This is a genomic window from Brachybacterium paraconglomeratum (assembly GCF_039541415.1).
In the GTDB taxonomy this organism is placed as follows: Bacteria; Actinomycetota; Actinomycetes; order Actinomycetales; family Dermabacteraceae; genus Brachybacterium; species Brachybacterium paraconglomeratum_A.
Genome location: NZ_BAABGE010000007.1, coordinates 121,454 through 133,888, shown reverse-complemented (window position 1 = coordinate 133,888; position 12,435 = coordinate 121,454). Strand labels below are relative to the sequence as shown.

At 69.4% G+C, this 12,435-nt stretch carries 8 protein-coding genes and 1 tRNA gene; 1 reads left to right on the top strand and 8 read right to left on the bottom strand.

Features of this window, described 5'->3' with window-relative positions; genetic code table 11:
• Positions 1–19 precede the first annotated feature (19 nt).
• The 5 genes from rho to lysA form a co-directional block, all read right to left on the bottom strand.
• Positions 20–2,281: a transcription termination factor Rho gene (gene rho / locus ABD893_RS09900; protein WP_345079098.1), complete on the bottom strand. Its 2,262-nt coding sequence runs from the start codon at positions 2,279–2,281 to the stop codon at positions 20–22.
• Between the two features lie 328 nt (positions 2,282–2,609).
• Entirely contained in the window at positions 2,610–3,524 is a 915-nt protein-coding gene (gene thrB / locus ABD893_RS09895; RefSeq protein ID WP_345079095.1) for a homoserine kinase, read from the bottom strand.
• Positions 3,521–4,579: a threonine synthase gene (gene thrC / locus ABD893_RS09890; protein ID WP_345079092.1), complete on the bottom strand. Its 1,059-nt coding sequence runs from the start codon at positions 4,577–4,579 to the stop codon at positions 3,521–3,523. Before thrC ends, thrB begins: the two co-directional genes overlap by 4 nt.
• A gap of 5 nt (positions 4,580–4,584) precedes the next feature.
• On the bottom strand, positions 4,585–5,934 hold the full coding sequence (locus ABD893_RS09885; RefSeq protein WP_345079089.1) for a homoserine dehydrogenase: 1,350 nt from the start codon (positions 5,932–5,934) through the stop codon (positions 4,585–4,587).
• A 189-nt stretch (positions 5,935–6,123) separates the two neighbouring features.
• A complete protein-coding gene (lysA, locus tag ABD893_RS09880; protein WP_345079086.1) occupies positions 6,124–7,536 on the bottom strand; it encodes a diaminopimelate decarboxylase in 1,413 nt (470 codons plus the stop codon).
• A gap of 331 nt (positions 7,537–7,867) precedes the next feature.
• On the opposite strand from lysA, the gene ABD893_RS09875 reads away from it, so the two are divergent.
• Positions 7,868–10,141, top strand: coding sequence for a bifunctional alpha,alpha-trehalose-phosphate synthase (UDP-forming)/trehalose-phosphatase (locus ABD893_RS09875; protein ID WP_345079083.1), 2,274 nt, complete (start codon positions 7,868–7,870; stop codon positions 10,139–10,141).
• 62 nt (positions 10,142–10,203) lie between these two features.
• Here ABD893_RS09875 and ABD893_RS09870 read toward each other — a convergent pair.
• The 3 genes from ABD893_RS09870 to ABD893_RS09860 all read right to left on the bottom strand — a co-directional run bounded on the left by ABD893_RS09870 (position 10,204) and on the right by ABD893_RS09860 (position 12,291).
• Positions 10,204–10,279, bottom strand: a tRNA-Arg gene (locus tag ABD893_RS09870).
• A gap of 78 nt (positions 10,280–10,357) precedes the next feature.
• Positions 10,358–11,413 (bottom strand): tRNA (adenosine(37)-N6)-threonylcarbamoyltransferase complex transferase subunit TsaD, encoded by a 1,056-nt coding sequence (gene tsaD, locus ABD893_RS09865; protein ID WP_345079080.1) that lies wholly within the window; start codon positions 11,411–11,413, stop codon positions 10,358–10,360.
• Positions 11,413–12,291 (bottom strand): M23 family metallopeptidase, encoded by an 879-nt coding sequence (locus ABD893_RS09860; RefSeq protein WP_345079077.1) that lies wholly within the window; start codon positions 12,289–12,291, stop codon positions 11,413–11,415. Before ABD893_RS09860 ends, tsaD begins: the two co-directional genes overlap by 1 nt.
• Positions 12,292–12,435: the final 144 nt, after the last annotated feature.

Here is a 12,435-nt window from a genome sequence, read left to right as displayed (position 1 = left end):
GGTGGCGGGAGGAGGCAGCTCAGTCGCTGCTGCGCCCGTTCACGCTGGGAGTGTTCTTCTGGACCGTCATGAGGAACTCGGTGTTCGACTGAGTCTTCTTGACCCGCTCCATGAGGATCTCGAGCGCCTGCTGCTGCTCGAGCGAGCCCAGGACGCGACGGAGCTTCCACATGATGGCCAGCTCCTCCTTGCCCATCAGCGCCTCTTCACGGCGGGTGCCGGAGGCGTTGACGTCCACGGCCGGGAAGATGCGCTTGTCCGCGAGATGGCGGGACAGGCGCAGCTCCATGTTGCCGGTGCCCTTGAACTCCTCGAAGATGACCTCGTCCATCTTGGAACCGGTCTCCACCAGGGCCGAGGCCAGAATGGTCAGCGAACCGCCGTGCTCGATGTTCCGGGCTGCACCGAAGAAGCGCTTCGGCGGGTACAGCGCTGAGGCGTCCACACCACCGGAGAGGATGCGTCCGGAGGCCGGGGCGGCAAGGTTGTACGCACGGGACAGGCGGGTCAGCGAGTCCAGCAGCACGACCACGTCGCGGCCCATCTCGACCAGGCGCTTCGCCCGCTCGATCGCGAGCTCCGCGACGATCGTGTGATCCGAGGCAGGGCGGTCGAAGGTCGAGGCGATGACCTCACCCTTGACGGTGCGCTGCATGTCGGTGACCTCTTCGGGGCGCTCGTCGACGAGCACGACCATGAGGTGGACCTCGGGGTTGTTGGTGGTGATCGCGTTGGCGATCTGCTGCATGATGATCGTCTTGCCGGCCTTCGGGGGCGCGACGATGAGTCCGCGCTGGCCCTTGCCGACGGGCGAGACCAGATCGATCAGTCGGGGGGCGACGGCCTTGGGATCCGTCTCCAGGCGCAGCCGCTCGTCCGGGTACAGCGGGGTGAGCTTGCTGAAGTCCACCCGCTGGCGCGCACGCTCAGGAGGCATCCCGTTGATGGTGTCGACCTGCACCAGCGCCGCGTACTTGCTCTGGTTGCCACCACCGCCGCCGCCACCGCTCTTGCCGCGACGGTTCCGGCCACCGCTGTAATGCTGCTGCTGCTGTTCGACCTGGTGATCCTCGCCGTCGCGCGGCGCCTTGACCTGCCCGGTGATCGCATCGCCCTTGCGCAGACCTGCACGCTTGACCTGGTTCATCGTCACGTACACGTCGCTCGCACCGGGCAGGTAGCCGGTGGTGCGCACGTAGGCGTTGTTGTCGCGGATGTCCAGGATGCCCGCGATGGACATCAGCTCATCGCTGTCACGGACGTCGCCACGGTCCTGCTGGCCGCCCTGATTCGACGACCCACCCTGGCTGCGCTGGCCGCCCTGGTGGTCCTGTCCACCCTGGTTCCGCGGACCGCCCTGGGAGTCCTGACCGCCCTGGTTCCGCGGGCCGCCCTGGTGATCCTGGCCATCCTGATCGTTCGGAGCGCCGCGGCCGCGACGCTTGCGGTCGCGGGAGCGGTTGCGGCTGCGGGACCGGCCACGGCGGTCATCGTCGTAGTCGTCTCCGCCCTGACGGTCCTCGTCCTGCTCGCCGGAGCGATCCGGCAGCTCGATGTCCTCGAGCCGGCGGCGCTGGCCGCCGCCCTGCTGGTTCGCGTCCTGCTGGCTGCCACTCTGCTGGTTCGCGTCCTGCTGGTTGCCGCCCTGCTGGCCGCCGCTGCGCGAGCTGCGCTGCTGGTCGCGGCCTCCACGCTGCTGGCCACCACGCTGCTGACCGCCGCCTTCGCGGCCGTCATCCTGCTGGCTGCGATCCTGCTGATTCCGTTCCTGCTGGCCACGGTCCTGCAGGCGCTCGGCGGAGGCCTCGGTGCGCTCGTCCTGCTGCTCACGAGCGGCAGTGCCGCTCGGCAGCTCGATGCCCAGACCGGGAGCGGCCTCGTCCTGTCGGGCGGCGGTCTGGCCGCCGCGGCGGGAGCGGGACCGGCTGCGGGTGCTCTGCTCGGCCCGGTCATCACCGGACTCGTCCCGCGGGCTCTGCTGAGCCGGCTGGGCGGGGACCTCGCCCTGCTCTGGAGCTGTCTGCGCCGGAGCGCTCTGTGCAGAAGCACTCTGCGCCGGAGCCTCAGCTGCCGCCGCCGGAGCGGCAGAGGCAGGCGCCGCGGCGGAGGGCTCTGCCGTCGTGGGCGCTGCTGATGACGAGGATCCACCCCCGCGGATCGCGTCGATCAGCTCGCTCTTGCGCAGCCGACGGGCGCCCTTGATGCCGCGCTCAGCGGCTATGGCCTGCAGTTCGGGAAGCTTCTTCGCCGCAAGATCTGCGCCGGAAGTGGTGTCGTTCACCCGGGTTCCTTCCTGTCGAGCCGTTCTCGCCGGCTCTGGTCTGGTCTGGGTGCCGCGCAGCGTCGGAGGCTCTTGGGCTTCGGATGCTGCAGCGACTGGTCCGAGCAGGGTTCTCCCCCACGATGCAAGGCATCTGTGGTCGGCCTGCCGGTGTGGTTCTGGGTGCGTCAGCGGAGGTGCACGGACCTGCGGGGCACGTCGTGAAAGGTGCGCGAGGACCGTGCGAAGCACTGATCAGGGGTACATCGAGGCGCGGACTTCTGCGCACAGCGTCCACCAGGGATCTGCTGCAGGATTCTGCGTCGTGCGATGTCGTCTGGACGCAGGCTCAACCTACCACAGGGGCAGAAGGGATCTCTCGCAGCCGCACCTCGGCGATCCGCCAGGCGGTGGGGTCCGTGACGAAGCGGCGCACCAGGGGCGCGAGGTCCCCGCGCTGACCGGACAGGACCAGCACCGAAGGACCCGCACCGGAGACCACTGCGGGGTGGCCCTCTCGGCGCAGCACCTTCATCAGCTCGATGCTCTCCGGCATCCCGGCGGAGCGCTGCTCCTGATGGAGACGGTCCTCCGTCGCGTCCAGCAGCAGCTCGGGAGCGCCGGTCAGCGCGTGCACGAGGAGCGCCGCCCGGGACGCGTTGTAGACCGCGTCATGGTGAGGGACCTGCTCGGGGAGCAGTCCGCGGGCCTGATGGGTGGAGAGCGTCGCGCTCGGCAGCAGCACCACGGGATGCAGCACCCCCTCCGCGCAGGCCAGCGGCACCGCACGGGCCGTGTCGCCCTGCATCCAGGAGAGGACCACGCCGCCCAGGAGCGCCGGAGCGGCATTGTCGGGGTGCCCCTCGAACTCGGTGGCCAGCTGCAGGATGGCCTGATCATCCAGCGCCCGCGGATCCGAGATCATCCCGCGTGCGAGCAGCAGGCCGGCGATGGTCGCGGCGGCGCTCGAACCCAGGCCTCGGCCGTGCGGGATCCGGTTCAGCGCGCGCAGCCGCAGGCCGGTCTGAGGTGCACCGGCGTGGTCCAGTCCGCGGCGCAGTGCGCGCACGACCAGATGGTCTTCGCCGGAGGGGACCGCGCCGGCCCCCTCCCCCTCGACCTCGATCTCGATCGAGCCCGTGGTCGCCTCGACCGTGAGATCATCGCAGAGGTCCAGCGCGAGTCCCAGGGTGTCGAACCCGGGGCCGAGGTTCGCGGACGTCGCGGGGACCTGTACGGACACTCGCGTGTTCTGGATCCTCACAGGCCGATGGCCTCCGCTGCGGCGGCGATGTCGACCGGCACGACCGTCGGCGTCAGATCATGCTGAGTCAAAGCTGTATCGGTGTCTTTGAGCCCGTTGCCGGTGACGGTGATCGCGATCGTCGCACCGGCGGGGACCAGTCCGCGCTGAGACTGCTGCAGCAGCCCGGCGACGCCGGCGGCCGAGGCGGGCTCGACGAAGATGCCGACCTCTCCGGCGAGGAGCTTCTGCGCGTCGAGGATCTGCTGGTCGGTGACGGAGTCGATGAGACCACCGGAGTCATCGCGCGCGGTCACGGCGAGATCCCAGGAGGCCGGCGCGCCGATCCGGATCGCGGTGGCGATGGTCTCGGGGTTGCTGATCGGGTGACCCGCCACGAAGGGAGCGGAACCAGCGGCCTGGAATCCCCACATCTGCGGGAGCGCATCGGTGATGCCGGCTTCGCGATATTCGCGGTAGCCCATCCAGTAGGCGGAGATGTTCCCGGCGTTGCCGACCGGGAGGATGTGGATGTCCGGGGCTCTGCCCAGGGCATCGCTCACCTCGAAGGCGGCGGTCTTCTGGCCCTGGAGCCGGTAGGGGTTCACCGAGTTCACAAGTTCGATGGGGTGCTCCGCATCGAGCTTGCGGGCGATCTCGAGGCAGTCATCGAAGTTGCCGTCGACCTGGATCAGCTTCGCGCCGTGCACGACGGCCTGGGCGAGCTTGCCGGCGGCGATCTTGCCCTGCGGCAGGAGCACCGCGCAGGTCAGGCCCGCGGCTGTGGCATAGGCAGCCGCGGAGGCGCTGGTGTTGCCGGTGGAGGCGCAGACCACGGCGGTCGCGCCGTCGTTGAGCGCCTTCGACATCGCGGAGACCATGCCGCGGTCCTTGAAGGAGCCGGTCGGGTTCATGCCCTCGACCTTGATGTGCACCTCGGCGCCCACCGCCTTGGACAGGCTGGGGGCGTAGATCAGCGGGGTGCCGCCCTCTCCCAGGGTCAGCAGGGTGTCGTTCGCGGAGAACGGAAGATGCTCAAGATATTCGGCGAGGACGCCGCGCCACTGATGTGCCATGGGGGTCATTCTCCTTCGATGCGCAGGATGGAATCGATGCTGAGCACCGTGGCAGTGGACGAGAACACATCCAGCGAGGCAGTCATCGCGGACTCCAGTGCGCGATGTGTGCTGATGCCGATGTGGGCACGGGCGTGCCCACCCTCTTCACCGTGCTCATCCAGCAGCTCCTGGTGAATGGTCGAGATCGAGATCCCGTAGCCCGAGAGGGTGCCGGCGATCTCGGCGAGCACGCCGGGACGGTCCTGCACGGTGAGCGAGATGTAGAAGGCACTGCGCAGCTCCTCGAGGGGGATCGACTCGAGCTCGGCATAGCGGGACTCCCGCGGCCCCACTCCCCCGTGGACGCGGGCGCGGGCCGCCGAGACCACATCACCGAGGATCGCGGAGGCGGTCGGTGCGCCCCCGGCGCCCTGTCCGTAGAACATCAGCGAGCCTGCGGCCTCCGCCTCGATGAACACCGCGTTGTAGGCCTCGGACACCGAAGCCAGGGGGTGGTGGTCGGGGATCAGCGCAGGATAGACCCGAGCCGAGATCCGCTCGCCGCCCTCCTCCTCGATCCGCTCGACGATCGAGAGCAGCTTGATGGTGCGCCCCATGCGGGCGGCCGCAGTGATGTCCTGCGCAGAGACGGCGGTGATACCTTCGCAGTGCACGTCCGCGAGCCGCACGCGGCTATGGAAGGCGAGCGAGGCGAGGATGGACGCTTTCGCGGCGGCGTCGTGGCCTTCGACGTCTGCCGTGGGGTCGGCTTCGGCGTAGCCGAGCTGCTGGGCGTCGGCCAGAGCGTTCTCGAAGCTGGCCCCGGTGCGGGTCATGGCGTCGAGGATGAAGTTCGTGGTGCCGTTGACGATCCCGAGCACGCGCTGGATGCGGTCCCCGGCGAGGGACTCTCGCACCGGGCGCACCAGCGGGATCGCGCCGGCGACCGCCGCTTCGAAGTAGAGGTCCACGCCGTGGGCGTCGGCCGCTTCGTAGAGCGAGACGCCGTCCTGGGCGAGCAGCGCCTTGTTGGCGGTCACCACGCTGGCGCCGTGGGCCATGGCATCCAGCAGCAGCGTGCGGGCCGGCTCGATGCCGCCCATCACCTCGACCACCAGGTCCGCTTCCTGCACCAGGCGGGTCGCATCTTCGGTGAGGAGTGCGGCGGGCACATGCGCTCCGCGGTCGCGTGCGAGGTCGCGCACGGCGACGCCGATCACCTCGAGCCTGCCACCGATCCGGTGAGCGAGCTCGCTGCCCTGCTGGGAGAGCAGGCGCAGCACTTCTGAACCGACGGTCCCGGCGCCGAGGACGGCGACTCGGAGCGTCGGCAGATCAGGGGACACCGGCCTGCCGGAGTGGTGCAATGACATCTGCGAGGTGGTCCTTCCACGGGGTCCGACGGATCGGTGGAGTCGGGCCCTCGCACTGTATCCGAGGGCAGGGACGCTCCGTGACCCTGCATGAACGATTGCGACAGCGGTCGTCAGGAACGGCACGGGGCGGGGAGCGAGCGCGGGCAGTGGCCGCTGGGCCAACCGGGTCAGCGGACGTCGACCTGGTCAGCCGACGTCGAGGCCCAGCAGGTCCTCCTCCGTCTCTCGACGGATCAGGGTGCGGATCTGACCGTCACGCACCGCGACCACCGGCGGCCGTGGGACGTGGTTGTAGTTCGAGGCCAGTGAGTAGCAGTACGCACCGGTGACCGGGACCGAGATCAGGTCGCCACGGCGCACGTCGCCGGGCAGGTACTCGTCCTTGACCACGATGTCGCCGCTCTCGCAGTGCTTGCCGACCACGCGGACCACCTCGGGGGTGACGTCGGAGACCCGACCGGTGAGCAGGCAGGAATAGTCGGCGTCATAGAGGGCGGTGCGCACGTTGTCGCTCATGCCGCCGTCGACCGAGACGTAGACGCGGTGATGGGGGCCGCCGAGGCGCACGTCCTTGACGGTGCCGACCGTGTAGAGGGTCTGCGTGGAGGGGCCGGCGATCGCACGGCCGGGCTCGAAGGACACATGGGGCACCTCGAGCTCGAGCTCGAGGCACTGCTTCTCGACGATCCCGGCGATCCCGGCGGCGAGCGCCTCGGGCGTGGCCGGCGTGTGCTGGGTGTTGTACATGACGCCGAAGCCGCCGCCGAGGTCGAGCTGGTCGATCGTGTGGCCCAGTTCGTCGCGGATCCGGGCGACCAGGTCGAGCACGCGGCGCGCGGCGACCTCGAAGCCGCCGACGTCGAAGATCTGGGAGCCGATGTGGGAGTGGAGGCCGACCAGGTTCAGGTGTGGGGCGTCCAGGGTGCGCTGCACCGCGTCGAAGGCCGCCCCGCCGGTGATCGAGAGACCGAACTTCTGGTCCTCATGGGCGGTCGCGATGAACTCGTGGGTATGCGCTTCGACGCCGGTGGTGACGCGCAGCATGACCCCGGCCTGCGCACCTCGCTCCGCAGCGATCTCCTCGACCAGGTCGATCTCGTCGAGCGAGTCGATGACGATGCGGCCCACACCGGCGTCGAGCGCACGGCGGATCTCCGCGGGGGACTTGTTGTTGCCGTGCAGGGCCATCCGCTCGCCGGGGAAGCCCGCCCGGAGCGCCACGGCGAGTTCGCCACCGGTGCAGACGTCGAGGCCCAGTCCATCCTCTTCGACCCAGCGGGCGACCGCTCCGCAGAGGAATGCCTTCCCTGCGTAGTAGACGTCGGCTCCGGACAGCGGGCGGAACGCCTCGGCGAAGGCGTCGCGGAAGGAGCGGGCACGGGTGCGGAAGTCGTCCTCGTCGAGCACGAAGGCCGGAGTGCCGACCTCTTCCGCGATGCGGTGCACATCCACGCCGCCGATCTCGACAGCTCCGTCGGCGGTGCGGGCGGTGTTCCGCGACCAGAGCCCGTCGATCAGGGTGTTGACATCGCTCGGGTAGGGCAACCAGGTGGGGGCGGCATCGTTGCCGTGAAGGGCTCCGGCTTCGTGGGCGCGCATGTCTGCTCCTGATCTCGCACTCTTCCGTCCCGGCGGACGTGCCGGAGGGGCGCCAACGGCGCCCTGCCGAGGGTAGGTGGGCCAGCGCGGATGGCGCAGGCGCGTCCGGCCCGCGAACACCCCTCGCCGCTCCCCCATCCACCCGGTCGGCAACCTTCCTCGCAGGTCAGAACCCCAGCTCACCCCCACGGACGGAAGCCTTGAGCGCACCGGGGTGAGGGAATGCACTTGATAGTGTCAAGGCATCGGCGCGGGAGTCGCTGCGTCTCGCCCTCCGGTGCTGACGCGGGCTCTCCACGCCACTCACCCGACACGATGTGAAGGAGCCCCGATGCCCACTGCATCCATAACCCCCGGCGGCCACCAGCTGGTGGTGGTCGCCAACCGCCTGCCGGTGGATTCACGCACTCTGCCCGACGGTGCCACCGAATGGGTCACCAGCCCCGGCGGCCTGGTCACCGCCATGGAGTCGGTGATGCGCACTGTCGACTCGGGCGCTTGGGTGGGGTGGGGCGGTTCGCCCGGCGAAGCTCCCGAGCCCTTCGATGCCGATGGCATGAGCCTGTACCCCGTGCAGCTGGACCAGCAGGACATCGAGCGGTATTACGAGGGGTTCTCCAATGGCACCCTCTGGCCGCTCTATCACGACGTCATCGTCGATCCGGAGTTCCACCGCGGCTGGTGGGACACCTACCAGTCCGCGAATCGACGCTTCGCGAAGACCGCAGCCCAGGTGGCCGCCGTGGGAGGGACGATCTGGGTGCATGACTATCAGCTCCAGCTGGTGCCGCAGATGATCCGGGAGACGCGCAGCGATGTGCGGATCGGGTTCTTCAACCACATCCCCTTCCCTGCGGTGGAGCTGTTCTCACAGCTGCCCAAGCGGAACTCTGTGCTGCGCGGGCTGCTGGGCGCCGATCTGCTCGGCTTCCAGCGGGAGAGCGATTCGCTGAACTTCGTGGCCGCGGTGCGCAGGCTCCTGGGCTATCAGGTCGAGGGCAAGACCATCTTCGTACCCGGTCTCGGTGCTGCTCCCGTGCGCGAGGTCCAGGTGCAGACCTTCCCCATCTCGATCGACTCCGCCGCCGTCTCCGCCCTCACCGAGGACCCGGAGATCCGGGAGCGTGCCGCGCAGCTGCGTCGTGACCTCGGCAATCCCGAGAAGGTCGTGCTGGGCGTGGATCGCCTCGACTACACCAAGGGCATCCGACACCGCCTCAAGGCCTTCGGCGAGCTGCTCGACGACGGTTCGATCGACCCGCATGAGACCGTGATGATCCAGGTCGCCACCCCGTCCCGCGAACGAGTGGAGGCCTACCGCCAGCTGCGCGACGAGGTCGAGCTGATCGTGGGAAGGATCAATGGCGAGCATGCCCCCATCGGGCGGCCGGCCGTCTCCTATCAGCACCATTCCTTCGATCGCCGTGACATGACCGCGCTGTTCATGGCCGCGGACGTGGTGCTGGTGACGGCGCTGCGCGACGGGATGAACCTGGTCGCCAAGGAGTACGTCGCCTCTCGTCCCGATCTCCAGGGAGTGCTCGTGCTCAGCGAGTTCGCCGGCGCTGCCGATGAGCTCCGTGCCGCGATGCTGGTGAACCCCCACGACATCGACGAGCTGAAGGCGGCCACGCTGCGAGCCCTGGCGATGCCGCCCGAGGAGCAGGAGGAGGCGATGCGCTCCCTGCGCCATCAGGTGATGGAGCACGACGTGCAGTACTGGGCCCATGAGTTCCTCGAGAACCTCACCGCATCGAGCACCCCGAAGGACGACGCGAAGAGAGTGGTCCGCCTGTCCGGAGACACCCCCAGCGACCCGGCGGAGCTCGAGAAGGCGCTCGGCGAGTTCACGGCCGTGCCGCGCCTGCTGATCGCCTCGGACTTCGATGGCGTCCTGGCCCCGATCGTCTCGGACCGCGATGCGGTGCAGCCCGATCAGGACGCCCTCACCGCCCTGCGCGAACTCTCCGAGCTCCCGGGCGTCGCCGTCGCCCTGGTCTCGGGTCGCGCGCTGGCCGATCTCGATTCCCACACGGCGATGCCCAGCTCAGTGGTGCTGGTGGGCTCCCATGGCGCCGAGGTCGGGGCGCTCCCGCCCTGGATGCAGGCCGAGGTGCTGGACAAATCCTCGCTGGGCATGACGCCGCAGAAGGAGGAGCTGCTGGCCGCGATCACCAGCACGCTGCGGCGGATCGCCCGCGCCCATCCCGGTGCGGAGGTGGAGACGAAGCCGACGGCCGCCGTGCTGCACACCCGTAACGCCAAGGGTCGCGGCGCGATCAACGCCACCGACTCGGCGCTCGAGTACGCCACCACCCTCCCGGACGTCACGGTGACGCCGGGCAAGGAGGTCGTGGAGTTCGCGGTGGTGCACACCTCGAAGGGGGTGGCGATCGACGCCCTGTCTCGGGCGAGCGCCGCCGATGCCTGGCTGTACCTGGGCGACGACGTCACCGACGAGTCCGTCTTCGCGCAGCTCGGCGACAGCGATGTGGGGGTCAAGGTCGGCGGAGGAGACACCGCCGCCGGGCTCCGGATCGCGGATACCGAGACGGTGCGCGACGTGCTGCAGCGGCTGCTGGCGCTGCGCAGCGCACAGAGCTGATACTCCGCGGGACAGCAAAGAGCCGGGACGTCGACTGCTGTCGACGTCCCGGCTCTTGCCTGTGGTGCCCGCGACAGGATTCGAACCTACGACCTTCTGCTCCGGAGGCAGACGCTCTATCCACTGAGCTACGCGGGCGGACTTGGGAAGTCTAGCAACATCTGGGAGTGACGGAACTCGTCCCCGCCGTGCTGGCGCAGAGGTGTGAGCGGGACCTCACCGCAGCAGCGGCAGCTGCGCTCCGTGCAGCACCGCCGAGGGGTCTGCGGCGATGCGCAGCCCGCTCGGCGCGGCGCCGGAGCGCACCAGCAGGTCGCCGACGGCGGCGATCATCGCGCCGTTGTCCGTGCAGAGCGCCGGCGGCGGGATCCGCAGCTCGATACCGGCCGCGTCGCATTTCTCCTGTGCGACTGCGCGCAGTCGAGCGTTCGCCGCGACACCACCGACGATGACCAGGGTGTCCAGGTTCCGTTCTTTGACGGCCCGGAGCGCCTTTTTGACCAGCACGTCGACCACGGCCTGCTCGAAGGAGGCGGCGATGTCCGCGACCGGGACCGGCTCCCCTGCTCGCTCGAGGGTCTCGACGGTCCGCGCCACGGCGGTCTTCAGACCGGAGAAGGAGAAGGTGAACGGCGCGTCCTTCGGCCGCAGCATCGCGCGGGGGAAGGAGAACGCGGTGGGATCTCCCTCGACAGCGGCCCGGGAGATCGCGGGGCCGCCGGGATAGCCCAGGCCCAGCAGGCGGGAGACCTTGTCGAAGGCTTCTCCTGCGGCGTCGTCCAGGGTGTCGCCGAGATGCTCGATCGGGTCGCGCACCAGATCGCCGACGGCGAGGATCGAGGTGTGGCCGCCGGAGACGATCAGCACGATGCTGCGCTCTGGAAGGGGGCCGTGCTCGAGGGTGTCGGCGGCGGCATGGCCGGCCAGGTGATGCACGCCGTACAGCGGCTTGCCCAGCGACCATGCGATCGACTTCGCGGCGGCGAGGCCCACGTGGACAGCGGTGGCCAGGCCCGGACCGGAGGTCACCGCGACATGGGTGATGTCCGAGAGCTGGATCCCGGCGTCGTCGACCGCGATCCGCAGGGTGGGGACCACCGCATCGAGGTGCGCGCGGGCGGCGATCTCGGGGACCACTCCCCCGAAGTCGGCGTGTTGGGCGGCACTGGAGGCGAGGCCCTGTCCCAGAAGCACACCGTCGGAGACGAGACCGAAACCGGTCTCATCGCAGGAGGACTCGACCCCGAGGACGATCGGAGCCCCGGGGGTCATCACCGCAGGATCGACATCGGGTTGGAGTAGTTGCCCGCCTCGTCCATCTTCGCGAAGTGCAGATGGCAACCGGTGGAGCGGCCGGTCGACCCGACATAGCCGATGGTGTCGCCAGCGCCGACGGTCGCGCCGACAGAGGTGTTGAAGCCCTGCAGGTGGTAGTAGCCGGTGACGACCCCGTTGCCGTGGTCGATCTTGACCCGGTTGCCGGAGGCGTGGTGGTACTCGACGGCGATGACGGTGCCGGACTTGGCCGCATGCACCGGAGCGCCGCAGGAGGCGCCGAAGTCGACTCCGTCGTGGCCCTTGTAGTAGCCGAGAACGGGGTGGACGCGGCCGCCGTAGCCCGAGGTGATCGACCCGTTGACCGGGCGCACGTAGCCGGAGCCACCGATGGGAGCCGCGTCTCCGGAGCCCTCAGCAGCCTCATCCTCGACAGCGACGGGCTCAGGCTCGGGCTCAGGAAGGGAGACCTCAATACCGGTGCCCTGCTCTGCAGGCTCCTCGGTGGCAGCCTCCTCGGCGACAGGAGCGGTCCGCTCCTCGGAGCGGCTGGCGCCGTCCTCCTCGTCGCGGGTCTCGAGCACAGCCTCGGTGGTCTCGGCAACCTCAGCAGCGGGCAGCGCCACGGGGGCGATCGCTGCGGCGGGCTGCACGACGGTGGCGGGCTGGGCCTGCGCCACGGTCTCGGCCTGCGGCGCAGTCTCGTCGATGCCAGCCGCGGCAGCAGCCAGCGGTGCGGCGATCGTGGCGGTCGCGAGGACTCCCAGGACTCCGGCCTTCAACGCACCCGAGGGGAGTGCGGAATCGCGGTGGGTCCCTCCGACGACGCGGTGCTTGCGCACTGCTGCGCGTCCGTTGGCGCGATGATTCGCCACGTATTGACCTCTTCCATTGCGACTGCGTAGTGCTCGATGAGCTTTTCGTTCACGTCTCTGTCCGATCGCGACGCCGGACAGGGGAAGTACGCGTCGCCGAACAACCTCGACCAAAGTACGCGCTGCTCGGTGCGCTCGACGAGG